Origin of the sequence: Actinopolyspora xinjiangensis, assembly GCF_900104475.1 — a bacterium.
In the GTDB taxonomy this organism is placed as follows: domain Bacteria; phylum Actinomycetota; class Actinomycetes; order Mycobacteriales; family Pseudonocardiaceae; genus Actinopolyspora; species Actinopolyspora xinjiangensis.
In genome coordinates this window covers 14,870-40,052 of sequence record NZ_FNJR01000008.1, presented here as the reverse complement: position 1 = coordinate 40,052, position 25,183 = coordinate 14,870, and the positions used below count along the sequence as shown (strand labels likewise).

Here is a 25,183-nt window from a genome sequence, read left to right as displayed (position 1 = left end):
CGGAGCGGTTCGGCCGTTCCCGGTACGGTGTCGATCCCTCGCGAAATGTACGCGGGGAGGAACGGAGCTGCTCCGCCGAACGAAAGCGGACAGCGAAGGGGCAGTGCGGTAACTGGCCGGTGCGGTACGGGAGCCGGACAGGAAACAGCATCGGACAGCGGACGGGGCCGCTCACGAAAGGGGCCGGACCCCCGAATGGGAATCCGGCCCCGTTCGCCGAACGAAAGCCCCTGGCCGGGAACTCGGGCCCGAGCAGGGGAACGCCACCCCGTGAGGGGACTACGGCCTCGCTCAGCCGCTGGTCTCGGCGCTCGCGGCGACACCGCCCGAGTCCTGGGTGCCGCCATCGCCGCCACCGTCGGTGCCGCGCTTGACCGACTGCAGCAGCAGCTGCGCGACGTCGAGCACCTCGACGTTCTCCGAGGCCACCTCCTCGTTCTGTCGGGTGGTCATCCCGTCGGTGAGCATGACCTTGCAGAACGGGCAGCCGGTGGCGACCTTCGAGGAGGCGGTACCCAGCGCTTCGTCCACACGGTCGAGGTTGATGCGCTTGCCGGTGCGCTCCTCCATCCACATCCGGGCACCGCCCGCGCCGCAGCACATCGCGCGGTCGGCGTGGCGGGGCATCTCGCGGAACGAGGCGCCCGAGGCGTTGACCAGGTCACGCGGCGGCTCGTAGACCTTGTTGTGCCTGCCGATGTAGCAGGGGTCGTGGTAGGTGACGTCCTCGGCGACCGGGGCCACCGGAACCAGCCGCTTCTCGCGTACCAGCCGGTTGAGCAGCTGCGTGTGGTGCACCACCTCGTAGTTGCCGCCCAGCTGGCCGTACTCGTTGGCCAGGCTGTTGAAGCAGTGCGCACAGGTGGCGACGATCTTGCGCTTGCTCGGCTCGCGTCCCTCGAACACCGAGTTCAGCGTCTCCACGTTCTGCTCCGCCAGCATCTGGAACAGGAACTCGTTGCCCGCGCGGCGTGCCGGGTCACCGGTGCAGCCCTCGTCCGGGCCCAGCACCGTGTAGTTCACCCCGGCGATGTGCAGCAGCTCGGCGACCGCCTGTGTCGTCTTCTTCGCGCGGTCCTCGAACGCGCCCGCGCAGCCGACCCAGAACAGGTACTCGACGTCCTCGTCGAGCTCGCCGTCGAACACCGGGACCTCGAAGTCGAGGTCCTTGGTCCAGGCCAGCCGGTCCGAGTTGTTCTGGCCCCACGGGTTGCCCTTGTTCTCCAGGTTCTTGAACATCCCGCCCAGCTCGGTGGGGAAGTTCGACTCGATCATCACCTGGTAACGCCGCATGTCGACGATGTGGTCGACGTGCTCGATGTCCACCGGGCACTGCTCCACGCAGGCGCCGCAGCTGGTGCAGGCCCACAGCACCTCGGGGTCGATGATCCCGGCTTCCTCGGGGCCGCCCACCAGCGGTTTCTCCGACTCGGCCAGGGCCAGTGCGTCGATCTTGGCCAGGCGCTCGTCCGAGTCCTCACCGGTGATGCCGACCTCGTCACCGGCCATGTCCTTCTTGCCGCCCTCCAGCAGGTAGGGCGCCTTGGCGTGGGCGTGGTCGCGCAGGCTGGTGATCAGCATCTTCGGCGAGAGCGGCTTGGCCGTGTTCCAGGCCGGGCACTGCGACTGGCAACGCCCGCACTCGGTGCAGGTGGTGAAGTCCAGCCAGCCCTTCCAGGAGAAGTCCTCCACCTGGCCCGCGCCGAACACGTCCTTGTCCGGGTCGGCCTCCTCGAAGTCGATCGGTTCGCCGTTGCTCATCATCGGCTTCAGCGCGCCCAGCGCGGTGCTCTCGGGATCACGCTTGAAGTAGATGTTGAAGAACGCGGTGAACCGGTGCCACGCCACGCCCATGGTGATGTTCGAGGCGATGACGATGATCCAGATCATCGCGGAGAGGATCTTGAACGCGGCGAACAGCGAGACCGCGAACGCGCTGGCGGGCAGCACGCTGCCCAGCGCGAAGCTCACGGGGGCCGACCACACCGGCGCGTGGAACAGGTCGGAGGAGACCTTGAACGAGCGCAGGCCCATGATGCCCACGCCCTCGAGCACGACCACGGCCTCTACGAAGTAGGCCTGCCAGAAGTTGGAGCCTGCGAACCTGGACACCCTGCCCGCGCGGCGCGGGTGGTTGAGCTGGCGTATGGCGCTGAGCCAGATGCCGCCGAGGATGGTGGTCACGCCCAGGATCTCGACGAGCAGGTTCCAGGGGCCGAACGAGCCCAGCCACGGGAACTCGAACGGGGCGTGGAACACTTCGCCGTAGGCGACCAGCACGCTCAGGCTGAGTCCGCCGAAGCCCACCATGACGAACCAGTGGGCCACTCCCACGTGGCTCCACTTGAGCATCCTGGTGTGTCCGAGGACTTCCTTGAGCATGTTGGCGAACCGGGTGCCGAACGGCCCCTTGCGGTTCGGATCCGGTTGTCCGAGCCGGATGGACCGCACCATCCGTCGAACGGTCCTGACCACCATGACCACCGCGACCGCGGTCACGGCAAGACAGATCAGGCCCAGGACGAGCTGTAGGGCTCCCATGCTCGTGGCCTCCTGTTAGCGGGTTTGAACGCCGAGCTTAGCTCCTATTACTCATCGGTAACCAGAGGGGCGTAGCTCGTGGTGGGAACAGTCGGTGATTGTGCGAGACGTCGAACCGAAAAACCAGTAGGGCGGGGTGCCGGTCCGCGCGTGTCCCGTTTCGTTCGTGATGGGCGGCGGCATGAGAGTTTTCGCTGCGTATGACCGGTTTTTTGTTCGTGTGCCGCTCCTCGCCAGTCCGGGTGAGCCGGTTTCGCGCCCGGTGTGGTGCCGTCCGCCCGGCGAGATGAACCGAGGTCGCGGCGGGTGCGATTTTCGCCACTCCGACGGGCGAGAAGGATTCTCGATCGATCGAGTGAGGTCGGATCAGGTGGTGCGGCCTGATCGCGCGGGCGGGGCCTCGGGAGCGCTGCCGGGTCCCCTGACTTCGCCCCGTTCGCGCGAAAGGGTGCCGTTCCGTCGAGCGTCTTCGGTATCCTGGTGCCTCGTCGTGGCGCACCGGCGGCCCGGCGCGAGCGGATTCATGAGCGGCCGGTCCGGGAGGCGTGATGGCCGGTCCCGACGAACGGGAGATGCGCGCTTCCGACGCTGAGCGGGAGGAGACCGCGGAGCGGCTGCGCCTCGCGCTGAACGAGGGCAGGCTCGACATAGCCGAGTTCGACGAGCGGGTGGGCCGGGCCTACGCCGCCGTGACTCGCGGTGACCTGGAGCCGCTGACGCGCGACCTCCCGGTCGAGCGGGGAACGTCTCGGCCGCCGCGTGGTTCCGTGGCCGAGCCGGAGGAGCCGGAACCGGCCGAGCGCGGGCGTAGGGGACCCCGGAGTCGCAGCGCCGAGTGGCGCGATTGGGCCGGCACTTCCTTCGTGCTGGTCGGTATCTGGCTGATCACCTCGATCGCCTCCGGCGGCCCTCAGTTCTTCTGGCCGGTCTTCCCGATGGGGATCTGGGCCGTGATCCTGCTGGGAATGACGATCTTCGGTTCGGGTGGGGAGGACGGCTCCGGCGACCGCCGCTGAGCGATGGACACCGGAGCCGGGCGAAGCCCAGGCTCCGGTGTGGGGACTCGATCCACGCGCGAGGGCGGCGGAGACATCCGGCGACCGGACACGGAGTTGCCGGTCCGCCGCTTCGACGGGACATCGACACTCGGCTCGGGGAACGGTATATTAAAGAAGTAGTACAGTCGTTCAATTTTTTGTCGTGCGGTCGCGTAGCGGTTCGCGTGACGATCCACTCGGGTGTTCGGAGGTCAGTTGGCCTACATCGTGTTGGTGGCGGCGATCCTGTCGGAGGTGCTCGGCACGATCTCGCTGCGGTTCGTCGACGGGATGAGCAGGCCGTTGCCGCTGGTCCTGGTGGTGATCGGATACGGTTCCGCGTTCGTGGCGCTGGCGAACGTGCTCAAGATGGGCATCCCGGTGGGGGTCGCCTACGCCATCTGGTCCGCGGCGGGTGTCGCCCTGGTGGTGTTGATCGGAGCCCTGTTCCTGAACGAGACGATGACGCTGACCCAGATCGGGGGAATCCTGCTGATCATCGGCGGTGTGGTCGCGCTGGAAGCGGGAGGTGCGCATTGACCCACGGCGGAAAGTCGGCCGAGCACCCCGACGGACGTCGCGCCAAGGGGGAACGCAGGCGCAGGGAGATCATCGACGCCACCCTGCGGGTGATCGAGCGGGACGGCATCGCGGGGGTCAGCCACCGCAACATCGCGCGTGAGGCCGGTGTTCCCCCGGCCTCGGTGGTCTACTACTTCGAGAGCATCGACGGGGTGCTGATCGCGGCGCTGCTGGAGAGCTGCGAGACGATGATCGCCGAGCTGCGCGAGCTGACCGGACGGGTGCTCGACGACCCCCAGGGGTGGGTCAACGCCACGGCGGAGATGCTGTCCCGGATGGTGCGGGAACAGCGCGGCAGGACCCTGGCCGAGTACGAGCTCTACCTGCTCGCCGCGCGCAGGCCCGCCCTGCGTCCGGCCGCCCGCAGGTGGATCGAGGTGGCCGCCGGGTACGTGCACGACACCGGGACGAGCGACACCGGGGCCGTGAGCGCGCTGCCCGCCGCCATCGACGGGCTGCTGATGCAGGCCCTCATCGCGGAGGAACCTCCCGGACCCGAGGCCTTCCGGCCCGCACTGGCGCATCTGGTCCCCGAGTCCTGAACCGGGCCAAACGGTTGTTCCCGGCGTGCCGGAACGATCGCGCTATCCCTTTCGGGGGTGATTCTGCGACGAGCGAGCCCGACTCGTGCGCGGGGGCCGAGGGTGGCCGGTTCGGGATCGAGCGGACGGTCACCGCGGAAGTCACGCTCCATCGGGCCGTTGTCCGTCCCGCTCGGCACGCAGTGCGTGGAGGACGGGCCTGAGCTGGGGGTCCAGCTCCGCATGGGCCATCGCTTCGCTGAGTGCGTTCTCGTACACGGGTATGGCTTCACGGAGGGTCTTGAGGCCGTGTTCGGTGATGCCGGTGTAGACGCCGCGACGATCGAATTCACACAGCCGACGTTCGGTGAGTCCGGAACGTTCCAAGCGGGCGACCAGACGGCTGACGGAGCTCTGGTTGAGGTACACGGCCTCGGTCAGTTCCTGCATCCGCATCTCTCCGTCGTCGCTCGAAGCGCACGCGGCCAGGGCGAGAAACTCCGAAAGGCCCAGAGCGCACTGCCGGTGTAGTGCTTTTTCGATCACCCCGTCCACTTGCGCGTGCAGTGCCACGAGGCGTGTCCACTGCTTCCCCTCGGCGGAGAGCCCTTGTAGCGGAGTCGTGGTAGCGCTGGAGTTGTCCGTGTGCGTTTCGGTCATGGACCGCTGTCCCTTCCGCTGTTCAGGGGCCGGGAGGTGGTGCTCACCTCCCGGTGTGCCCCCAGCGGTACTTGTCAGGCCATGAACAAGCACCCACCATCGTCAATCAGACATAGTATGCACATGCAATCAATTGACTGTCAACGGTGACCGGTCGCCCGTGATCGCCTGCGGAACCGGTGTTCGGGCCGGTGGGTCGTGTAGCGAGCCGCGACAGGATCTGGTCGGCGGTGAGTACCGGAGTGCCCGGCTCGGCCCCGGCGTACGGAACCACGGCCGAGTATCGCCTGGCTCTGCCGTACGTCGTTGTGGAACAGAGGAGAGTCACTCATACGCGGATCTCTTTCGAGGTGTGTTTCGGGGTGATTTCCCCAGGTGCAGGTCGCGCCAGGTGGTGAAGGGGGTCAGGGAGTCGTCGACGGGCCAGTGCCGGGTTCTCAGCCCGCGCCACGTCTCCGGTGGTTCGGCGAACAGCTTGTAGGAGTCGAGGTAGTCGAAGCCCTGTCGGGCCGCTTCGTAGCGATCAACGGCGGAGACGACATGGGTTATGTTGGAGTACAAGGCGCTGGTGTAGCACAGGGCGCAGGGTTCCCCGGAGGCGATCAGCACGCATCCGCCCCGCCGGAACCGGCTCTGGGAACCGCTCGCATCGCGCAGTGCCACTACCTCGGCGTGGGCCAGCGGATCACGATCGGTCGTGACCCGGTTGACGCCGGAGCCGACCACGCCGTGTTCGGGGTCCACGACCAGCGCCGCGAAGGGGACGCCGTCGTTTCGCACGTTGGACAGGGACAGCGCGACCGCTTGACCGACGTAGTCGTCGAGTCGTTCGGTGCTCAGGGCTGTCGTGGGCATTTCCGTGCCCTCCTCGTGGTAGGCGGTGGCCCGGAGGTCACGTTCGGGTTCGGGCGGTTTCGGAGCTTTCGGCCAGCTTGGGGCTCGAGGCCAACTTGATCCACACCACGCCGGCGATGATCAAGGCGAGCCACATGACGCGCGTCGTCGTCAGCGTTTCGTCGAGTACGAAGGAGCTGACCACCGCCGCACCGGAGGAGCCGATACCGGTCCAGATCGCGTAACCGATGCCGACGTCTATGCTCTTGAGTGCCAGGGTGAGCGTGAAAACGGTCAACAGGAAGAACACACCGGCTGAGATGGACCAGCTCAACTCGGTGAATCCCTCGCTGCCGCCGGTGCTCACCGCGTAGCCGATCTCGAAGAGTCCGGCTGTCAACAGGACGATCCAGGGACGGGCGTCGCGTTCGGGGGTGGATGCCGGTGCGGTTTCCGAGTGCGTTGCCGATGTAGTCATTTTCTTCCGGTCCCAACGATTGTTCGTTCGTGCGTGGTCGGTTCGCGATGGTGTGGTCAGGCGGCGCCGCTGAGATTCAGCCCCACCACGCCGACGACGACGGCGGCGATGCCGACGGATTTGCGCCAGTCCAGGCGTTCCTTGAACAGCACGGTGCCGAGCAGCACGATCCCGACCGAGCCCAGGCCGGTCCAGATCGCGTATCCGACTCCGACATCGATGCTGATCAGCGCCATACTCAGGAAGAAAGTTCCGGCCGCGCCGATGACGAGGGTGAGAATGGAGTAGCCCAGGCGGGTGAAGCCTTGAGAGGCGCTGGAGCACAGTGCGAATGCGATTTCGAAGATCGTGGCGATCGCGAGATAGATCCAAGCCATGATGGTTCCTGTTCTGTGTATGACGAAAACGGATACGGCTCGTCGCTTTCCGCCTCGTTGGCGGGAACGCTTTTCAGGAAGCGGTGTCGAGCGTGCTGGACAGGGCTGTGCGCAACCGCTCCTCGCTGGGGACGCCTTCGATCCGGTGCTGCCCGATGAGGACGGTCGGAACCGCGGTTATGCCCAGTTCGTCCCGCGCGTGCTCCAGCGCTTTCCGGTGGGTCTCGCCGTAGCGGCGGTCGGTCAGGGCCTGTTCGAACTCGTCGCTGTTCAAGCCGAGCTCGGCGGCGAGGTCGCTCAGGACGTCGATGCGCCCGATGTCGAGGTCCCGCTGGAAGAAGGCCCGCAGTACCTGTTCGTTGTAGGCCTGTCCGATTCCGTGCTCGCGGGCGTACTGGTAGCCCTCGAAAGCGGTGTGGCTGTAAGGCTGCGGTGAGGTCGAGGGCAGCTTGATCTCCACTCCCTTGCGCCGGGCCATGGGATACACCGCCCGTTGCCAGATCGCGGGCAGGTAGTCGTCCTCCGGCCGGAGCGTCTCGGCCGGGGCGGGTCGGAGCTCGAAGGGATGCCACTCGACACCGACTCCGTACTCCTCGGCGACGGTGGTGATGTCCGCTTCGGCGAGTAGGCAGAACGGGCACACGTAGTCGAAGTAGACGTCCACCCTGGTCACTGTCGGCACCTCGTTTCATTCGGGTGTGAACTCGCAAGAAAAGTGTATGTACATCAATGTATTTGGTCAACAGGAGATCGCTGTGGAAGCCTGCCCGGTCGATCGCTCCGGAACCGGGTGCCGTGCTCAGGTGCTTCGCCGCCCGAGCTGTCCTGACCGGGTAAGGGCGGTGCCGGTGCTGGACATCGCCGGGTGTCGCCGTGTCGTGACTTCCCTCGGTCTTTCGTGGGGCGACGTCATCGAATTCGCCGAAGCTCCGCGGTGCGCTCCAGCTGTTCGTGGCGGTCGAACGGGTGATACAGCCCGCTGGAAGTGCTGCCGGAGTCCGGAGAGGGCGTGTGCTGTGAGCCGACACAGCAGCTTGACGACCACCGGGGTGACGTGAATCCGTCCCGGCGATGAGCGCTGTTCAGCCAGTACGCGAGGGTGTTACCGCCCCGCGGTCGACGCGGGGCGGGGCTGGTCGCGCACCTGGCTGACGACGATCCGGCCCGGATGCCCACCACTCGCACCGAGGCCGCTTTCCGGTCTCTTCAGCGGTGCGGACCGCTACTCGGGAGTCGGTTCGAGACGTTCGATGAGCCTTGCCCGTTCCCGGACGTCTGTCCGGCACGTGTTCCGCGCCTGGCGAGCGTCGAAGCGACCGTTCTCGCGGTCCGACCACGGGTGGTGGGACTCCGTAGTGGACTCGCCCCGTCGCACCGAGCCGACGGAGTGATGACGGGGCCCTTTCCCGCATCCGCTGGTCGGCCCGCCGACGGTCGTACGCGGCTCAGAGCCTGCACGCCTCCAGCCGCGTCACCAGGATCTCGGTCGCCCCCACCTCGGCGAGCTTGTCCATCACGTCCTGCACGTCGGCGCGGGGCACCATGGCCCGCACCGCCACCCAACCGGGTTCGGTGAGGTTGGAGATGGTGGGCGACTCCTTGCCCGGGGTGATCGCCGTCGCCGTTTCCAGGGCCGACTGCGGGCAGTTGTAGTCCATCACCACGTAGGATCGGGCGTCGAGCACACCGCGCAGCCGTTGCCGCAACACCTCGACGGCGTGTTCGCGCTCCTCGCCGAGGGTGGCGCCGGAGCCGCGCACCAGCACCGCCTGGGAGCGCAGGATCGGCTCGCCCAGGGTGACGAGCCCGGCGGCCCGCAGCGAGGAGCCCGTCTCGACCACGTCGGCTATCGCGTCGGCCAGGCCCAGTTCCACGGCGGTCTCCACGGCCCCGTCCAGCTCGACCGGCTCGACGCGGATGCCGTGCCGCGCCGCGGCTTGCTCGGCGAGCTTGGGGAACGAAGTGGCCACCCGCTTGCCGTCCAACTCGGCCACCGATTCGATCGGCCCGTCGGCGGCTACCGCGAAGTAGAACCGCGAACTGCCGAACCCGAGTCGCAGCAGCTCGGTGGTGGTCTCCGCCGTGCCCGCCCCGGCCAGCAGGTCCTGCCCGGTGATCCCGACGTCGAGCACCCCGGCGCCCACGTTGCGCGCGATGTCGCTGGCCCGCCAGAAGATGAACCGCACGTTGTTGGCCTGGTCCTCGGCGAACAGGGCGCGATGTTCGCGGTGCAGCCGGTAGCCCGCCTCCTCCAGCAGTTGGGTGGTCGGACCGTGCAGCGATCCCTTGTTCGGGACGGCGACGCGCAACATCAGGCATCCTCAATACGGCGTATGGCCTCCTGGAACGATTCTAATGGTTCCGGCCCCCGGCCTTCCGGCGCTCCCCGTGTCGAAGGAGGGAGTGCCCCGGATCTCCGTGCGCTCGGCGGCTCCGGGGCCGGCTCCCGGAGCCGCGCTTTCGGGGGATCCGGGACGGTTCCGGGGGATTCACCGATGCCGCCCCGGCTCCGCCGGCGGTAGCTTGACCGTGCCGGGTGACCGAGGAATCCGCTGGAACCGGGAGTGATGACGATGCGCACTGGGCTCGCGGTCGGTGGGGCCGTACTCGTTCTGCTGGGTGGTGCGGTGCTCGCGTGGGGAGGGCCCTCGGACGTCCGGAACGGCTCGCCCTCGGGGGTTTCCGCCGTGGAGCTGCGTTCGGGCAGTGGCAGCGTGGACATCAGCTACCGGGCCGGTGCCCAACCGCGGGTCCGCGAGGAGCGCGACGGCTGGTGGAGCGGCTGGGGGCGGAGCCAGGAGACCTCCTACCGGATCGATGACGGCGCGCTCGTGCTCGACACCGACTGCGGCTGGAACTGCGAGGTGGACTACGAGGTCACCCTGCCCCGGCGGGTTCCGGTCACCGGAGAGCTCGGGGCCGGTTCGCTGGACGTCACCGGCATGTCCTCGACCGACGTCCGGGTGGACTCGGGTGGACTGGAGCTGCGCGACATCGACGGAGCGGTCAGGGCCCGCACCGGTTCCGGGAGCATCGAGCTGGCCGGAATCGGTGGCCCCGTGGACGTGGAGACCGGCAGCGGTGGGATCGAGGGCGAGGCGATCCGCGCCGGGGAGGTGACGACCCGCACCAGTTCGGGTCGGATCTCCCTGGAGCTGTCCGATCCCCGCGCCGTGCGCGCCGACAGCGGTTCCGGCGGTATCGAGCTCACCGTCCCGGCCGAGGAGTACAGCGTTCGCGCCGACACCGGAAGTGGCTCCACCGAGGTCGAGGTGCCCCGCGACTCGGACGCGGAGCGTTCGCTGCGGCTTTCCACCGGCAGCGGATCGATAGAGGTCGAGAGCTCCTGATCCGAGGGAGACGCAGGCGACGCCCCCGCTCGTTGGCGGGGGCGTGATTGTTGGTGCCCCTGGCTGGGAATCCCCCGGAAGTGGCCCGTTCGGTGCGGAGTCGGTCGCTGCCGGGGCCGGGTGGGCCGGGGCGGTCGGAATTCCGCCGGGCGGTCTCCGATCCGTCCGCCGCGCGCCGGTCCGCTGTCGGCGCGGTGGCCGACGATCCCGCCCGGTGGCGAGAACCTTCGCGGGAGCAGGTCCCAGCGGCACGAATCACACCCCGTGCGGGGGTCGTTTCGGAACACTCGTGGCTGGTCACGCGTTGGTCAGGCAGAAACCTTGAGTCGCCGGGACTCAAAGTCGGTTTGACGGATCGGACTCGGTTTCGGTACTACTTGAGTCAGTAGGGCTCAGGAGTTATCAGTCCTAGGCAGAGAAACAACACGCTGGAGGAGACTTCAATGGGGCGAGCGGTCGGTATCGACCTCGGGACGACAAACTCCGTCGTTTCCGTCCTGGAGGGCGGTGAGTCCACGGTCATCGCCAACTCCGAGGGTGCGCGCACGACGCCTTCCGTCGTCGCGTTCGCGAAGAACGGCGAGGTGCTCACGGGGCAGCCCGCCAAGAACCAGGCGGTGACCAACGTCGACCGCACCATTCGGTCGGTCAAGCGCCACATGGGCACCGACTGGAAGACCACCATCGATGACAAGGAGTACACCCCGCAGGAGATCAGCGCGCGCGTGCTGATGAAGCTCAAGCGGGACGCCGAGGCCTACCTCGGCGAGGACGTCACCGAGGCGGTCATCACCGTTCCGGCGTACTTCGAGGACGCCCAGCGGCAGGCCACCAAGGAGGCGGGCCAGATCGCCGGGCTCGACGTGCTCCGCATCGTCAACGAGCCGACGGCCGCCGCCCTGGCCTACGGCCTGGACAAGGGCGAGAAGGAACAGCGCATCCTGGTCTTCGACCTCGGTGGCGGGACGTTCGACGTCTCCCTGCTCGAGATCGGCGAGGGCGTGGTCGAGGTCCGTGCCACCAGCGGTGACAACCACCTGGGTGGTGACGACTGGGACGAGCGCATCGTCGAGTGGCTGGTCGACAAGTTCAAGAGCGCCAACGGCATCGACCTGACCAAGGACAAGATGGCGCTGCAGCGGATCAAGGAAGCCGCCGAGAAGGCCAAGATCGAGCTCTCCAGCTCCGCGCAGAGCAACATCAACCTGCCCTACATCACCGTTGACGCGGACAAGAACCCGCTGTTCCTCGACGAGACCCTGACCAGGGCCGAGTTCGAGCGGATCACCTCGGATCTGCTGGAGCGCACGCGCAAGCCGTTCGAGGCCGTGCTGCGCGACGCCGGGATCAAGGTCGGCGACATCGATCACGTGGTGCTGGTCGGCGGCTCCACCCGCATGCCCGCCGTCACCAACCTGGTCAAGGAGCTGACCGGCGGCAAGGAGCCGAACAAGGGCGTCAACCCGGACGAGGTCGTCGCCGTCGGCGCGGGCCTGCAGGCCGGTGTGCTGCGTGGCGACGTCAAGGACGTGCTGCTGCTCGACGTCACCCCGCTGTCCCTGGGCATCGAGACCAAGGGCGGCATCATGACCAAGCTGATCGAGCGCAACACGACCATCCCGACCAAGCGCTCGGAGACCTTCACCACGGCCGACGACAACCAGCCCTCGGTGCAGATCCAGGTCTTCCAGGGCGAGCGCGAGATGGCCGCCGAGAACAAGAAGCTCGGCATGTTCGAGCTGACCGGGCTGCCGCCCGCGCCGCGCGGCGTGCCGCAGATCGAGGTCACCTTCGACATCGACGCCAACGGCATCGTGCACGTCAACGCGAAGGACCAGGGCACCGGCAAGGAACAGTCGATGACCATCACCGGCGGCTCCGCGCTGCCGAAGGAGGACATCGACCAGATGGTCAAGGACGCCGAGGCCCACGCCGAGGAGGACCGCAAGAAGCGCGAGGAGGCCGAGACCCGCAACCAGGCGGAGTCCATGGTCCACCAGACCGAGAAGGTCCTCTCCGACAACGACGACAAGCTGCCGGACGAGGCCAAGCAGAAGGTCCGCGGCGCCATCGACGAGGTCAACGAGGCGCTGAAGGGCGAGGACTCCGACGCCATCAAGTCGGCGGTGGAGAAGCTGGCCACCGAGTCGCAGTCGCTGGGCCAGGCCCTCTACAACGAGTCGGGTGCGGCCGAGGCCGGCGCCGCTGGTGGCGAGGCCGGTCAGGCCACGGGCTCCTCCGAGTCCTCCGGTGCTGACGATGTGGTGGACGCCGAGGTCGTCGACGACGAGGACGAGAAGAAGAAGTGACTCCGAACAAGCCAGAACAGGACGGGGGGCCGCAGCAGCAGGCCTCCGGCACGGGTGAAGAGGGCGAGCAGGAGCCCGTCGTCGTGCGGGACCGGCGCAGGATCGACCCGGAGACGGGCGAGCGCCGGTCCGGCGACGGGGGCGAGTCGGATGCCGGTGAGGTGACCGACAGCATGTCCGGGTCGTTGGACGACGAGCTCGCCAAGGTCGCCGCCGAGGCGGAGGCCGTGGAGACCGCCGCCGAGGCCGAGGCTCCCGCCTCGGACGCGGAGACCGAGCTGCGTCGCCAGGTCGAGGAGCTCACCGCCGACGTGAAGCGTGTTCAGGCCGAATACGCCAACTACCGCAAGCGCGTCGAGCGCGACCGGGAGTCGGTGATCAACAACGCGAAGGCGTCCGTGGCGGAATCCCTGCTCACGGTGCTGGACGACCTCGAACGTGCCGATTCGCACGGCGATCTGACCGGTCCGTTCAAGGCGGTCGCGGACAAGCTCAAGTCCGCGCTGTCCGAGGCCGGTCTGGAGGGCTTCGGCCAGGAGGGCGAGGAGTTCGACCCGAGTGTGCACGAGGCCGTCCAGCACGAGACCTCCTCCGAGGTCTCCGGGCCCACGGTGACGACGGTGCTGCGGCGCGGTTACCGCTTCGGTGATCGGGTGCTGCGTCCGGCGATGGTCGGAGTCACCGATTACGAACCCGCGGGCGACGGTGCCGAGCCGGAGTCGCAGGGCGAGACGTCCGAACAAGGCTGATTCACGAGACTGCTTAGGAACTGCCGTGTTCAGTAACCGTTACGGGCTCGCACCGGCGTCCTCACGGGGCCGGTCACCGCTGTCCGGTGGGCCGTTGTGGTGCACGTCGACGGATCGGGACGGAAGGAGGGACGTCCGGTGAGTGCCAGGGAATGGCTCGACAAGGATTTCTACGCCGAACTGGGCGTCTCCTCCGACGCCTCGGCCGACGAGATCAAGAAGGCGTACCGGAAGCTGGCCCGGGAGAACCACCCCGACGCCAACCCGGGCGACACCAAGGCCGAGAACAAGTTCAAGGCCGTTTCCGAGGCCTACGGCGTGCTCTCCGATCCGGAGAAGCGCAAGCAGTACGACGAGGCGCGCAGGCTGTTCGCCGCCGGAGGCGGCGGCCAGGGCGGCTTCGGCGGTTTCGGTGGCGGCTTCGGCGGCCAACCCGGTGGCGCGGGCGGTCCCGGTTTCGACATCGGTGACCTGTTCGGCGGTGGTGCCGCCGGTCAGGCCGGTGGGATCGGCGATCTGTTCGGCGGGCTGTTCGGCAACCGCAGGGGCGGTGCCGGTACGGCCAGCAGGCCGAGCAGGGGGTCCGATGTGGAGACCGAGGTCCGCATCGACTTCACCGAGGCGGTGAAGGGCGCGACCGTTCCGCTGCGGCTCTCGAGCCCCACCACGTGCTCCACCTGCCACGGTTCGGGCGCGCGTCCGGGAACCAGTCCTCGGACGTGCTCGACCTGCGCCGGGCAGGGTGCGGTCACGCGGAACCAGGGGGCCTTCGCGTTCAGCGAGCCTTGCCCGGACTGCCGTGGACGTGGCCGGGTCGTCGACAATCCGTGCCAGGAGTGCCGGGGTGAGGGCGTCAGCACCCGCACCAGGACGTTGACCGTGCGGATTCCGCAGGGCGTCTCCGACGGCCAACGGATCAGGCTGGCGCACCAGGGCGAACCCGGCCGCAACGGCGGCAACTCGGGCGACCTCTACGTCGTGGTGCACGTCAACCCCCACCGGGTGTTCGGCAGGTCGGGGCACGACCTCACGATCACCGTCCCGGTGACCTTCCCCGAACTGGCGTTGGGCGCTACGTTGACCGTGCCGACCCTGGAGAGCAAGGTATCGGTGAAGGTGCCCGCGGGCACCGACAGCGGTCGCACTCTCCGGGTGCGCGGCAAGGGTATCGGCAAGAAGGACGGCAGCAGCGGGGACTTGCTGGTGACGTTGCAGGTGGCCGTTCCGAACAAGTTGGACGGCAAGGCCGCCGAGGCGTTGCGTGCCTATGCCGAGGCGACGGAGCAGCACGACCCCAGAGCCGAGCTGAACGAGCTGGTCCGGAGGGCGGAATGACCGCGCGTGAGTCCGCTGCGGAATCCGGTGGCATGGCCGGATTCCCACCGGGTGCTTCCGAGGACACCCCGGTTTTCGTGATCTCGGTCGCCGCGGAGCTGTCCGGGCTGCATGCCCAGACGCTCCGCAGCTACGACCGGCTGGGTCTCGTCTCGCCGGGCCGGACCCCGGCCGGTGGCAGGCGTTACTCCGCGCGCGACATCGCGGTGCTCCGCGAGGTTCAGCGGCTCTCCCAGGAGGAGGGCGTGAACCTCGCGGGCATCAAGCGCATCATCGAGCTGGAGAACCAGGTCGACGCACTGCGCGACAAGGTCAAGGAACTCACCGAGGAGGTCGCGGCGGCCTACGCCGCGGCCGAACAGGCCGCCGCACGGGTGCACGCCTCCTACCGGCGCGACCTGGTGCCCGTGCGGCAGGAGACGGCGCTGGTGGTCTGGAAGCCCGAGCGGCGCCGTCGCTGACGCCGCTGACGGTTCCGCGACTGGCGGTTCCGCGACTTTCCGGGACGGTCACCGGAATCGGTGGCGGGTTCGATCAACACCGGCGGTGCTCGGCTCGCTGTCGGCTCGCACTTGGTTGCGAGCCGATCAGCAGCACTGCGTTTCCAGCCGGACGCGACCGAACTCGCCCGCTTTCAGGTCCATTCCCTCGGCGAGGAAGTGGAGGCTGCCGGAGTCGCCCCAGCGCCACTTCATCCGTTCCTCGCTGTCCAGCTGGGCCGGCAAGTGAACCTCTCCGGAGTCGTCGAGCACCGGATTTCGAACCAGGTTGGGCCACCCACCGATCCGGTGCCGGGGTTCGGTCTCTGCTTCGCCGAGCACATCGTAAGTCTCCGCTGTCGTATCCGGCAGGTCCGTCAGCTCGTACACCACATCTTCGAAATCCGGGATCGTGAAGCTTTCCCGGCCGTACAGCGCCCGTTCACGATGGCGCTGCACGCTCCTGGGGGAGTGCTTCCGCGCCGCCGTTTCCGGGTCGGCGAGTACGACCCGGCAGCTCTCGTATTCGCCCGCCGCCACCGAGTCGCTGGACAGCAGGTTCTCGATGTAGAACAGGTTGAACACCCCGTGCCGGGGCGGTGGCAGCTCGGGATTCAGCGGTGCGACGGCGGCGAGGTCGAGGACGGCGAGCGGTTCGAGCGGTCTCGATTCATGGTGTGGCCATGTCGTGTCCGGTGGTAGTAGCGCATCACCGCCGAAGCGGACCTCGGCGTGGTTCTTCCCGCCGACGGCCACGGATGTCCGTCCCGGACTCCGCCGCGACGGGCGGGGCCGGTAGCGGTGGAGAGACCGTGATCCGGCCCCCGGGCGACCGGTGAGAGCTCAGTCCAGTGTGAACGGGTCGTAGTGGATCCGCTCCAGCGGAGTGCCCGCGACCATCATCCCGGAGACCGTGTTTCGGATCATCTCCGGTGAACCGCTCACCAGCACGTCGTGGTCCTGCCAGGTGCCGTAGCGAGCGGCGGCCTCGGCCAGTGTGCCGTGCTCGGCGCCCGGGGCGGAAGGGTCGTCGTCCAGCACCGGGATCACCTTCAGCCAGGGGTTGCTCATGGCGACCTGTCGCAGGTTCCGCAGCTCGTACAGGTCGTCCCTGGTACGTCCCCCGTAGAACAGGTGGACCTCGGGATTGTTCCCGTACTGTGCCAGGTCCTGGATGATCGACCGCATGGGTGCGAGTCCGGTGCCGCCCGCGAGCATCACCACGTCGCGTTCCGATTCCCGGTCCACGCCGAGCCTGCCCATCGGGGCTCCCATGCGCCACTGGTCGCCGAGCTGCGCGTGCCCCACGATGGCGCGGCTCACCCAGCCGGTCGGCACGGCACGCACGTGGAACTCCATCGTGCCGTCCTCGGAGGGCGGGTTGGCCGGGGACAGGTAACGCCACATCCTGGGGCGCTGCGGCACCTCGACGCTGACGTACTGGCCGGGCTGGTACGGCACGGGGTACTCGGGCTTGACGCGCACCATGGCGATGTCCCAGCTCAACCGCTCGTGGTGCACGACCTCGCCGTTGTACCAGGCCGGGCCCTCGTCCTTCGAGGCAGCGTCGGTCATGGTCGTGGCCATCACCGTGTATGCCTCCGCCCACGCCCGCTCCACGGCCTCGTTCCAGGCGGTGCCCGCGTGCTTCTTGATCGAGGCGATCAGTGCCGTCCCGACCGCCTCGTAGTGTTCGGCGACCACGCCGAACTTGCGGTGATCCCTGCCCAGTTGCTGCAGGAACGGGGTGAGCTCCTCCGGCCGGTCGACCATCTGCACCACGTGCACCAGAGCACGCAGCAGCCTGCTCCGCTGCACCTCCATGTTCACCGGGAACAGCTCACGGGTGCTGGGGGCGATGCTGAACAGCATGCCGTAGAAGAACCGTGAGACCTCCTCGGCGTGCGGTTCCACCACGGCCCAGCTCTCCCTGATCAGCCGAACCGTGTTGTTGATGTCGGTCGGGCGCTCGCGATCAGCTGAGCCGCCGGGTTGTTCGGGGTGTAAAGCGGCGTTGGCTGTCATGGTTCGGGCGATTCTCTCCACATAGGCGGCCGTGTCGTTCCGGCACGGTATCCGGATACATGTCCCCCGACTGCCCGAGACTCTAACCCCTTTTTGGGGTTGTGTGACCCTTGATGCCACCTTCGAGTGGTTGTTTAATACACATCGTCACAACAGCTCACACGCTCGTGTTGAATCTTTTTCAGTATCTTGCATCCCAATCGCGACGTGACACGGTGAGGCGCGTGATCGCGGACTGGTTACCCCATCTCGAATCCCGTCGTCCCAGTGGCATGGCGACGGCTGAACTGCTGGACCTGGAACTGGCGGATTCGTCACCGCGCGATTCGGGGCGAACGCGTTCCGAGTCCTCCCGGGAGGGTGGAAGCCGCTACGACGACGGTCCGACCCGCCCCACCCTGCGCCCGGTGCGCCCGCAGGAGTCCATTCCGGACCAATCCGTCGGGCCCCACCGGCCCGAGGACCCATTCGCGGCCGAGGAGGAGCACTCCGCGCTTCCGGGATCGGCGGGCGAGCACCTGTTGCAGAGCGCCTACGACACCGAACGCCGTGCTCGCAAGTTCTACGAGGACCAGGTGTTGGACCACCTCAACGAGCGGATGAAGGAGTTCGTTCGCTCGATGAGCATGGCCTTCATCGCCACCGCCGACGGGCACGGCGAGTGCGACTCCAGTCTCCGCGCCGGTCCCGAGGGGTTCATCGAGGTACTGGGCGACCGCCACGTGGCCTATCCCGAGTACCGGGGCAACGGTGTCATGGCGAGTCTGGGCAACATCAGCGAGAACCCGCACGTCGGCATCCTGCTGGTCGACTTCGTCGACGCGCTGATCGGGCTCCACGTCAACGGCAAGGCCAGGATCCTGGAGGACGCCGACCTCAGGGCGATACACCCCGGGCTGCGCTCGGACTTCGAGCGCGGCCGCAAACCGGAGCGCTGGGTGGTCGTGCAGGTCGAGGAGGCCTACATCCACTGCCGCAAGCACATTCCCCGCATGGCGCCGGTCTCGCGGAACCGGGCGTGGGGCACCGACGACGTCAAGCGCAAGGGCGGTGACTACTTCGCGGCCAAGGGGACGCCGCGACCCTGGCACCGGACGCAACCCCAGCACGACTGATGAGAGTTCACATCAGCGCTCGTGCGCGTGGCCGGGTACCGGCACGTGAGTCGGCCCTCGCGGCGTTGGGCCGACTGGTGCGTAGCCTCCTACGCGGCGAGCGGCACCGCCTCGCGATGCGTCCGACTCACGCACCGGGGACACGCGCGCTGCGCGAGCCGTGTGAAGGACAGCACTGAGACCACGACTTCTCGTCCTGCCCGTCGGGGCGGTGGCGGAACCTCGCGCGCGGCTCTCGTCGCGGCAGGCCCGACATCGGGTGGTACTGCACGACGTCTCCGGCGTCCTCGCGAGAGCCGCGCGAGAACCCGCGGCGGTGGCCGATCGCGAGGATGGCGGGAGTTCGGCCCGCTGGGGCGGGGGTCGGTTCTGCGTGAGTGGCGGGAACTCGACACCGCACCGAGGGCGCGTCGGTTTCGCGAGAAGTCGATGCCCACCCGGCCCCGACCGCCTCACCTGCGCGGCGACTTCGCGGGGAATCGACGTCGCCGGGACCGTGTCGCCGCACCGGATGTCGGTTCCCCGCGCGGTGTTCCGGCGCGATTCAGGTTGAAGGACCGGCTGCCGGGGCGCCGTGGGCCACCGTCAAACTTGGGGTGTCGGCGTTGGGAGGACGAAGCCGTGACCGAAGAACTTCCGGGCGGATCCGGTGGAGTGGAGTCCGACGAGCGGGCTTCGGTCGAAACCGAGCGTGAGAAGGCCGCCGCCGAGGTCGAGCGCGAACTGGCGATGATGTTCCGCCGTGCCCGCAAGATGTCGCTGGAGGTGGCGGCCGAGGTCCACCCCGAGCTCGATCCCGCCTCCTACGGTCTGTTGCTCATGGTCGCCGACGCGGGGTCGTTGCGTGCCATCGAGGTGGCCGAACGCATCGGCCTGGACAAGTCCACCGTCAGCAGGCAGCTGGCGAACCTGGAACGGTTGGAGCTGCTGCGCCGTGTCCCCGATCCGGAGGACGGCAGAGCGAGGTTGATCCAGCTCTCCGAGTCCGGCAGGAGCCGGTTGGACCGCGCGCGGCAGCGTCGCTCCCGCCACCTGCGGCAGGACTTCGTGCAGTGGTCCACCGAGGATCTTCACCAGTTCGCGAGGCTGCTGGGCAAGCTCAACGCGATGTACTGACCGGGGTGTGCCGCTCCTGTCGGGCCGGGTACGGGCGGGAGGCGACCTTGCGGTGAGCCCCGGCCGCGGTGGCGCGCGGTGCGGTGGTGTTCCCGCCTCGTGGCGCGTCCGACGCGCGCAGCGGCGCGGATCGGGTGAGGCGGCGTGCCCGTGGTCCCGTGTTGGTTCGTCGGGGCTGCTCGTCCGGTCGGCGCCTGACGGGCGGACCCGGCGTCCGGTTCGTCCGATTCGGGTGTGACCTCGGTCTCTGTCCCCGAAAATGAAGTTGCTTGCTGAAACTAACTATCCTTATAGTTGCTTGTACCAACCAAAGGAACGCGCGATGGGATCGCACTTCGAATCCTGCGAGCGGCTGCTGGAACCGCTCCGCAAGCTGCTGGGGCTCAGGCAGGTCGCGATGCAGCGGGCGCAACACGACAACGAACTGACCACTTCGGGAACCGGGCTGCTCTCCGAGTTGGTGCACGGCGGCGAGTCCAGGGCGTCCGACCTGGCCCACAACCGGGTCGTGGACGCCTCCGTGGTGAGCAGGCAGCTCGGACACCTCGAACAGGAGGGGCTGATCGAGCGCAGGCCCGATCCCTCCGACCGCAGGGTCTCGTTGCTGCGGGCCACCGAGCGGGGGCGCGCGGCACTGGCGGAGCGCGAGCGGCAGAAGGCCCGCTGGCTCAGCGAGGTGGCGCTCAGCGACTGGGACGACAAGCGGCTCGCCGAGCTCGACGAGCTGTTGCGCGCCTTCTCCGATGACCTGCTGGCCGCTTCCCGGCAGCTGCTCACCAATCCGGAGGACGCGGCGAAGGAAGGGAACCGATGACCACGTCGAACGTCGCGGGAACCGAGGCGGGGGCCGCCCCGCCCGGGGAGACCGCCGATGCTCGGCACCCCGCGCGGGAGACATCCGCGACCGGCGGTGCCGACGGCAGCGGGGGAGCCGGGCAGCCCATGACGCACCGCCAGGTGCTCAAGGCGCTGACGGGGCTGCTGCTGGCCCTGCTGGTGGCGATCCTGAGCACCACGATCGTGTCCAATGCGCTGCCCAGGATCACCGCCCAGCTCAACGGCACACAGGGCCAGTACACCTGGGTGGTCACGGCCATGCTGCTGACCTCCACGGCCACCACGCCCATCTGGGGCAAGCTCTCGGACCTGTTCAGCAAGAAGCTGCTCTACCAGCTGGCGATCGCGATCTTCACTATCGGATCGGTGCTCGGCGGCTTCTCGCAGTCCATGGGGATGCTCATCGGCTTCCGCGCCATCCAGGGCGTCGGCATGGGCGGTATGCAGGCGCTGATCCAGGTGGTGCTGGCCGCCATGGTCGCCCCGCGCGACCGGGGCCGCTACACCGGCTACATCGGCGCCACCTTCGCCGTCGCCACCACCAGCGGCCCGCTGGTCGGCGGGCTCATCGTCGATTCACCGCTGGGCTGGCGCTGGTGCTTCTGGGTGACCGCGCCGATCGCGGTGATCGCCTTCCTGGTGCTGGGGCGCGTGCTGCGGCTGCCCGTGATCAAGCGGGACGTATCCATCGACTGGTTCGGCGCGCTGTTCCTGGTCGGCGGGGTGAGCCTGCTGCTGGCCTGGGTCTCGCTGGCGGGCAAGCAGTTCGACTGGGTCTCCTGGGCCACGCTCGGGTTCGTGGGCGGCGGAATCGTCGCGGTGGTGCTCGCGGTGATCATCGAGACCAGGGTCCGCGAGCCGATCGTGCCGCTGGGGATGTTCCGCAACCCCACGGTCTCGCTGGCGGTCGTGGCCATGGTCTCCGTCGGCACCGCCATGTTCGGCGGTGCGGTCTTCCTGGCGCAGTACTTCCAGCTCGGCCGCGGCTACACCCCGACCGAGGCGGGGCTGATGACGCTGCCGATGGTGCTCGGCCTGTTCGTCTCGTCGACGGTGACCGGGCAGATCATCTCCCGGGTCACCGGCAGGATCAAACCCTTCCTCATCGGCGGCAGCGTGGTGCTGACCGTGGGGATGGGGCTGCTGAGCACGATCGACTCCGACACCCCGTTGCCGCTGGTGGACCTCTACCTGGCCCTCATGGGGATCGGCGTCGGCGCCCTGATGCAGAACCTCGTGCTGGCGGTGCAGAACAGCGTCGACATCAGGGACATGGGCTCGGTGACCTCGGTGGTCACGTTCTTCCGTACCCTCGGCGGCTCCGCCGGGGTCTCGGTGCTCGGTGCCGTGCTGGGCAACCGGGTGAGCGAGTACGCCAGGGAGGGGATGGCGGACCTCCCCGGGCCGACACCGCCGCTGAGCGGCGGAAACGGCGGCGTCTCGCTGGACCTCGGCGCGCTGCCCGCACCGATCGAGGCGATCCTGCACGACTCCTACGGCAAGGCCATCGGGGACCTGTTCCTCATCACCGCCTGCATCTCCGTGGTCACCCTGCTGGCCGTGCTGTTGATCCGCGAGGTGCCGCTGCGCACCACCGTCGAGAAGCACGACGACGCGACGGGCGCCGGCAGGCACCGGGCTGTGGAAAACTTGAGCGAATCTGTGGACAACTCGCCGAGTGGTAGCGACGGATCGGTGACCGGTAGCTCGAGTTCGTCGCAGCCGATCACCCGTGCGATCACCCGTGAGGGCCACGCATCGGAGGCGGTGGAGCGCCCTGTGAACACACCGGTCGAGGCTGTGGACAACTCTGTGGACAAGTCTGTGGAAAACGTTGGGGAGGACTCGATGGGAGGCAGGTCAGCCGCACCGCCGAACAACGGTTTCGCTCCGAATGGGCACGGTGCCAGCCTGGCCGGTTCGCTCTACCCGGACGACGGCTCCCCGGCGGTGTACGGCGTGGTGCGCGGACCCGGTGGAGTCGCCCTGTCGGGGGTGGTGCTCACGCTCACCGACTCGGTGGGCAATCAGGTCGATCGCGCCCATTCGGATGATGAGGGGCACTACCAGGTGAAACCCGCCGGTGGCGGCACCTACGTGCTGATCGCCGCCTCGGGCGACTACCAGCCCGCCGCCGCCATGGTCGCGGTCTCCGGCCGCACGGTGCGCCACGACGTCGAGCTCTCCGGCGGTTCCGGGCTGTCCGGCATGGTCCACAGCGGGCCGGTCCCGGTGCCCGACGCCACGGTGGTGCTCACCGACGTGCGCGGTTCCGTGGTGGCCGCCGCGCGCACCGGCGGCGGAGGGGGCTACGAGTTCACCGACCTGGTCGGAGGTTCCTACGCCCTGACCGTCACCGCCGAGGGCTACCAGCCCACCAGCACCGAGGTGTCGCTGTCCGAGGGGCAGCGGGCCACCCTGGACGTCTCCCTGGAGTCCGGCGCCGAGGTGCGCGGCGTGGTCCGCTCGGCCCGGCTGGGGCACGCGGTGCCGGAGGCCCAGGTGACGCTGCTGGACGCCTCGGGCGGTGTGGTGGCCTCCACCGTCACCGGTGCCGACGGGGAGTACCAGTTCACCGACCTCCCGCACGGGGACTACACCGTGATCGCCACGGGCTACCCGCCCGCCGCGAGCAACCTGAGCGTGCGGGACGAGCGCGTCGACTACGACATCGCCCTCGGTCTGGAGTAGTGGAGCGGGACCTCCCGCCGGGAGGCCGGCCCGGACGCGTGTTTCCGGCCTCCCGGTCACCGACGACGCGACGTCGCGAACCACAGCCGCGGATTCGGCCCGCCGTCCCCGCGGCCCACGCAGGAGAGGACAACCGGATGAGCCTCGGCCAGGGCGAAGTTGGCGAACAGCACGATTCGGCCCCGAGCGGGGCGGTCACCGCGCGGGTCCGTTCGCTTGGCGGTTGGCCGCTGCCGGAGGCGGTGCTGACCGTCACGGACGCCTCGGGAACCCAGGTGGGACGCGCTCCGGCCGACTCGGTAGGGGCGGCGACGGTGAACGCGCTGCCCCCGGGGCGCTACACGGCGATCATCACGGCGCTGGGGCACCAGCCCGCGGCGCGCACCGCGCTGGTGCGGCAGGGCGGCACCGTCGAACTGGACGACGTGGAGCTCTCCCCGGTCGGGGGCGGCGACGAGCTGCCCGAACCGGGGCTCTGGCGGATCGACCCCGTGCACTCCTCGATCCGTGCCACGGCCAGACATCTGGGGATCAGCAGCATCCACGGCCGGTTCAACGACTTCGGCGGCGAGATCAGGATCACCAGGCCGGTGGAGTCCGCCACGGTCGAGGTGAGCATCGACGCGGCGAGCGTGGACACCGGCAACGCGCAGCGCGACGAGCACCTGCGCAGCGCGGACTTCCTGGACGTCACCAGGTATCCCGAGATCGGGTTCACCAGCACCGGGGTGCGGCGCAGGCAGGACGAGGGCTGGGACCTCGACGGCGAGCTCACGCTCTGCGGCGTGACACGACCGGTCCGGCTGGAGACCAGGTTCACCGGCGTCGGTCCGGACCCCTGGGGCGGCACCAGGGCCTCGGCCACGGCCACCACGGTCCTGCGGCGCGAGGACTTCGCGATGACCTTCAACCAGTCGCTGAGTACCGGGATCGCCGCGATCGGCACCACGCTGCGGATCGAGCTCGACGTGCAGGCCGTGTTCGTCGAGGGCGCGAACTGAACTCGCGTCGTTCGCTGCCGCGGGTACGACGCCTCACGCGAGACCTCCGGCGGGGCTCCCCGTGCCGGTAGCGGTTTCCGGCCACCGGGCGCGGTGGTGATCCGGGGTCCGTACACCGTTGACTTCAAGTGCGCTCGAAGGCCGAGACTCGTCCGCGTGCCGCCCCGGGGGCGCGAACTCCCGCTGGGGGTCACTGTGCGCGGGCGGGTGCACCCGCTGGTTTCGAGACGGTGTTCGGAGAGCTCATGATCCTGGTTACTTCCGCGACCGGAAACATCGGTCGCCGTCTGGTGCGCGAACTGCACGGAGCTGGTTTCGCGGTGCGGGCGACCACCCGGAATCCGGGTGGGGCGGACCTCCCCGCCGGGGTCGAGGTGGTCCACGGCGACCTGGCGGATCCGTCCTCGCTGCGGGATGCCTTCGCGGGTGTGGACGGGGTGTTCCTGCTCGGTTCCCCGGGCGACGTTCCGGGGATGCTCCACCTGGCCGCGGAGGAGGGGGTGCGGCGGGTGGTGCTGGTCTCCTCGCTGCTCGCCGAGACCCACCCGGACTCCTTCATCGGCAGCGGTGCGCTGGCCGGGGAGAAGGCGGTCCGCGACAGCGGACTCGCGTGGACCGTGCTGCGGCCCTGGGAATTCACCTCCAACGCGCTCTGGTGGGCGCCGTCGATCAGGGAACACGGCAGCGTGTATTCCCACGAGGTCCCGGAGGGGTCGCAGGTCGTCGATCCCGCCGACATCGCCGCGGTCGCGGCCAGGGCCCTCACCGAGCCGGGCCACGAGCGGCGGATCCACCCGCTGACCGGGCCCGAGCGGCTCACCGTCGCGCGGCGGGTGGCAGTGCTGTCCGAGGAGCTGGCCCGCCCCGTCGAGTTCGTGGAGCTGAGCACCGAGCAGGCCCGGCAGCGGATGCTGCGCTACATGCCCGCCGGGATCGTCGAGGACATGCTCTCCACGGAGGGCGGGGACCCGGGGCTGCCGGACACGGTTCGGCGGATCACGGGAAGGCCCGCGCGCACCTTCCGGCAGTGGGCGCGGGAGCACGTCGAAGCCTTCCGCTGAGGCGCGGCACCGCGACACCGGCCGTCGTCGGGGGACGTTTCACGCGAAACGTCCCCCGAACTCTTGTGTGGGGCCGAGTTTCGGC

The 25,183-nt window shown here is 68.6% G+C and carries 23 protein-coding genes; 14 read left to right on the top strand and 9 right to left on the bottom strand.

Going from position 1 to position 25,183, the window contains the following annotated elements; genetic code table 11:
- Positions 1–291 precede the first annotated feature (291 nt).
- On the bottom strand, positions 292–2,541 hold the full coding sequence (locus tag BLQ75_RS13180) for a (Fe-S)-binding protein (protein ID WP_092602128.1): 2,250 nt from the start codon (positions 2,539–2,541) through the stop codon (positions 292–294).
- Between the two features lie 548 nt (positions 2,542–3,089).
- On the opposite strand from BLQ75_RS13180, the gene BLQ75_RS13175 reads away from it, so the two are divergent.
- From BLQ75_RS13175 to BLQ75_RS13165, 3 genes are all read left to right on the top strand, one after another.
- Positions 3,090–3,557 (top strand): DUF1707 domain-containing protein, encoded by a 468-nt coding sequence (locus BLQ75_RS13175; protein WP_092602126.1) that lies wholly within the window; start codon positions 3,090–3,092, stop codon positions 3,555–3,557.
- Positions 3,558–3,794: 237 nt separating this feature from the next.
- Positions 3,795–4,118: a DMT family transporter gene (locus BLQ75_RS13170; protein WP_092602124.1), complete on the top strand. Its 324-nt coding sequence runs from the start codon at positions 3,795–3,797 to the stop codon at positions 4,116–4,118.
- Complete coding sequence (locus tag BLQ75_RS13165) at positions 4,115–4,702, top strand: TetR/AcrR family transcriptional regulator (RefSeq protein WP_092602122.1); 588 nt, start codon at positions 4,115–4,117, stop codon at positions 4,700–4,702. The genes BLQ75_RS13170 and BLQ75_RS13165 overlap by 4 nt, the downstream gene beginning before the upstream one ends.
- A 141-nt stretch (positions 4,703–4,843) precedes the next feature.
- Here the strand turns inward: BLQ75_RS13165 and BLQ75_RS13160 are convergent, their stop codons facing one another.
- The 6 genes from BLQ75_RS13160 to hisG form a co-directional block, all read right to left on the bottom strand.
- Positions 4,844–5,341, bottom strand: a complete 498-nt coding sequence (locus BLQ75_RS13160) for a MarR family winged helix-turn-helix transcriptional regulator (RefSeq protein ID WP_092602120.1) — start codon at positions 5,339–5,341, stop codon at positions 4,844–4,846.
- Positions 5,342–5,665: 324 nt separating this feature from the next.
- Positions 5,666–6,196, bottom strand: coding sequence for a nucleoside deaminase (locus BLQ75_RS13155; protein ID WP_092602118.1), 531 nt, complete (start codon positions 6,194–6,196; stop codon positions 5,666–5,668).
- Positions 6,197–6,233: 37 nt separating this feature from the next.
- Complete coding sequence (locus BLQ75_RS13150) at positions 6,234–6,653, bottom strand: DMT family transporter (protein ID WP_092602116.1); 420 nt, start codon at positions 6,651–6,653, stop codon at positions 6,234–6,236.
- Positions 6,654–6,709: 56 nt separating this feature from the next.
- Positions 6,710–7,030, bottom strand: a complete 321-nt coding sequence (locus BLQ75_RS13145; protein ID WP_092602114.1) for a DMT family transporter — start codon at positions 7,028–7,030, stop codon at positions 6,710–6,712.
- A 73-nt stretch (positions 7,031–7,103) separates the two neighbouring features.
- Positions 7,104–7,703 carry a DsbA family oxidoreductase gene (locus BLQ75_RS13140; RefSeq protein ID WP_092602112.1) on the bottom strand — a complete coding sequence of 200 codons (600 nt, stop codon included), beginning with the start codon at positions 7,701–7,703 and terminating at the stop codon, positions 7,104–7,106.
- Between the two features lie 772 nt (positions 7,704–8,475).
- Positions 8,476–9,342 carry an ATP phosphoribosyltransferase gene (gene hisG, locus BLQ75_RS13135; protein ID WP_092602110.1) on the bottom strand — a complete coding sequence of 289 codons (867 nt, stop codon included), beginning with the start codon at positions 9,340–9,342 and terminating at the stop codon, positions 8,476–8,478.
- A gap of 255 nt (positions 9,343–9,597) precedes the next feature.
- Here hisG and BLQ75_RS13130 point away from each other — a divergent pair, with 255 nt between their 5' ends.
- The 5 genes from BLQ75_RS13130 (at position 9,598) to BLQ75_RS13110 (ending at position 15,234) form a co-directional block, all read left to right on the top strand.
- Positions 9,598–10,380, top strand: coding sequence for a DUF4097 family beta strand repeat-containing protein (locus tag BLQ75_RS13130; protein ID WP_211481351.1), 783 nt, complete (start codon positions 9,598–9,600; stop codon positions 10,378–10,380).
- Positions 10,381–10,823: 443 nt separating this feature from the next.
- On the top strand, positions 10,824–12,689 hold the full coding sequence (dnaK, locus tag BLQ75_RS13125) for a molecular chaperone DnaK (protein ID WP_092602108.1): 1,866 nt from the start codon (positions 10,824–10,826) through the stop codon (positions 12,687–12,689).
- Between the two features lie 83 nt (positions 12,690–12,772).
- Positions 12,773–13,438 (top strand): nucleotide exchange factor GrpE, encoded by a 666-nt coding sequence (grpE, locus tag BLQ75_RS13120; RefSeq protein WP_092602435.1) that lies wholly within the window; start codon positions 12,773–12,775, stop codon positions 13,436–13,438.
- A gap of 138 nt (positions 13,439–13,576) precedes the next feature.
- Positions 13,577–14,773 (top strand): molecular chaperone DnaJ, encoded by a 1,197-nt coding sequence (gene dnaJ, locus BLQ75_RS13115; RefSeq protein WP_092602433.1) that lies wholly within the window; start codon positions 13,577–13,579, stop codon positions 14,771–14,773.
- Complete coding sequence (locus tag BLQ75_RS13110) at positions 14,770–15,234, top strand: heat shock protein transcriptional repressor HspR (protein WP_043569756.1); 465 nt, start codon at positions 14,770–14,772, stop codon at positions 15,232–15,234. Before dnaJ ends, BLQ75_RS13110 begins: the two co-directional genes overlap by 4 nt.
- A 126-nt stretch (positions 15,235–15,360) precedes the next feature.
- Here BLQ75_RS13110 and BLQ75_RS13105 read toward each other — a convergent pair whose 3' ends face one another.
- Both BLQ75_RS13105 and BLQ75_RS13100 read right to left on the bottom strand, forming a co-directional pair.
- Entirely contained in the window at positions 15,361–16,008 is a 648-nt protein-coding gene (locus BLQ75_RS13105) for a DUF1963 domain-containing protein (RefSeq protein ID WP_092602106.1), read from the bottom strand.
- Positions 16,009–16,095: 87 nt separating this feature from the next.
- Positions 16,096–17,277 (bottom strand): globin domain-containing protein, encoded by a 1,182-nt coding sequence (locus BLQ75_RS13100; protein ID WP_092602104.1) that lies wholly within the window; start codon positions 17,275–17,277, stop codon positions 16,096–16,098.
- 518 nt (positions 17,278–17,795) lie between these two features.
- On the opposite strand from BLQ75_RS13100, the gene BLQ75_RS13095 reads away from it, so the two are divergent.
- The 6 genes from BLQ75_RS13095 (at position 17,796) to BLQ75_RS13070 (ending at position 25,098) form a co-directional block, all read left to right on the top strand.
- Entirely contained in the window at positions 17,796–18,392 is a 597-nt protein-coding gene (locus tag BLQ75_RS13095; protein ID WP_425286455.1) for a pyridoxamine 5'-phosphate oxidase family protein, read from the top strand.
- 621 nt (positions 18,393–19,013) lie between these two features.
- Positions 19,014–19,508, top strand: coding sequence for a MarR family winged helix-turn-helix transcriptional regulator (locus BLQ75_RS13090; protein ID WP_244515505.1), 495 nt, complete (start codon positions 19,014–19,016; stop codon positions 19,506–19,508).
- A 322-nt stretch (positions 19,509–19,830) separates the two neighbouring features.
- Entirely contained in the window at positions 19,831–20,322 is a 492-nt protein-coding gene (locus BLQ75_RS13085) for a MarR family winged helix-turn-helix transcriptional regulator (RefSeq protein WP_092602100.1), read from the top strand.
- Positions 20,319–23,036 carry an MFS transporter gene (locus tag BLQ75_RS13080; protein ID WP_092602098.1) on the top strand — a complete coding sequence of 906 codons (2,718 nt, stop codon included), beginning with the start codon at positions 20,319–20,321 and terminating at the stop codon, positions 23,034–23,036. The genes BLQ75_RS13085 and BLQ75_RS13080 overlap by 4 nt, the downstream gene beginning before the upstream one ends.
- Positions 23,037–23,173: 137 nt before the next feature.
- Complete coding sequence (locus BLQ75_RS13075) at positions 23,174–24,037, top strand: YceI family protein (RefSeq protein ID WP_092602096.1); 864 nt, start codon at positions 23,174–23,176, stop codon at positions 24,035–24,037.
- Positions 24,038–24,282: 245 nt separating this feature from the next.
- A complete protein-coding gene (locus tag BLQ75_RS13070; protein ID WP_139182976.1) occupies positions 24,283–25,098 on the top strand; it encodes an NAD(P)H-binding protein in 816 nt (271 codons plus the stop codon).
- The last annotated feature ends 85 nt before the right edge of the window (positions 25,099–25,183 follow it).

Excerpts from the sequence above, each read along its gene's own strand:
- BLQ75_RS13075 (WP_092602096.1), top strand. The coding sequence starts at position 23,174 with ATGAGCCTCGGCCAGGGCGAAGTTGGCGAACAGCACGATTCGGCCCCG.
- hisG (WP_092602110.1), bottom strand. The coding sequence starts at position 9,342 with ATGTTGCGCGTCGCCGTCCCGAACAAGGGATCGCTGCACGGTCCGACC.
- BLQ75_RS13130 (WP_211481351.1), top strand. The coding sequence starts at position 9,598 with ATGACGATGCGCACTGGGCTCGCGGTCGGTGGGGCCGTACTCGTTCTG.
- BLQ75_RS13160 (WP_092602120.1), bottom strand. The coding sequence starts at position 5,341 with ATGACCGAAACGCACACGGACAACTCCAGCGCTACCACGACTCCGCTA.
- BLQ75_RS13180 (WP_092602128.1), bottom strand. The coding sequence starts at position 2,541 with ATGGGAGCCCTACAGCTCGTCCTGGGCCTGATCTGTCTTGCCGTGACC.
- BLQ75_RS13100 (WP_092602104.1), bottom strand. The coding sequence starts at position 17,277 with ATGACAGCCAACGCCGCTTTACACCCCGAACAACCCGGCGGCTCAGCT.
- BLQ75_RS13175 (WP_092602126.1), top strand. The coding sequence starts at position 3,090 with ATGGCCGGTCCCGACGAACGGGAGATGCGCGCTTCCGACGCTGAGCGG.
- dnaK (WP_092602108.1), top strand. The coding sequence starts at position 10,824 with ATGGGGCGAGCGGTCGGTATCGACCTCGGGACGACAAACTCCGTCGTT.
- BLQ75_RS13145 (WP_092602114.1), bottom strand. The coding sequence starts at position 7,030 with ATGGCTTGGATCTATCTCGCGATCGCCACGATCTTCGAAATCGCATTC.
- BLQ75_RS13150 (WP_092602116.1), bottom strand. The coding sequence starts at position 6,653 with ATGACTACATCGGCAACGCACTCGGAAACCGCACCGGCATCCACCCCC.
- BLQ75_RS13080 (WP_092602098.1), top strand. The coding sequence starts at position 20,319 with ATGACCACGTCGAACGTCGCGGGAACCGAGGCGGGGGCCGCCCCGCCC.
- BLQ75_RS13110 (WP_043569756.1), top strand. The coding sequence starts at position 14,770 with ATGACCGCGCGTGAGTCCGCTGCGGAATCCGGTGGCATGGCCGGATTC.
- BLQ75_RS13070 (WP_139182976.1), top strand. The coding sequence starts at position 24,283 with ATGATCCTGGTTACTTCCGCGACCGGAAACATCGGTCGCCGTCTGGTG.
- BLQ75_RS13155 (WP_092602118.1), bottom strand. The coding sequence starts at position 6,196 with ATGCCCACGACAGCCCTGAGCACCGAACGACTCGACGACTACGTCGGT.
- BLQ75_RS13085 (WP_092602100.1), top strand. The coding sequence starts at position 19,831 with ATGGGATCGCACTTCGAATCCTGCGAGCGGCTGCTGGAACCGCTCCGC.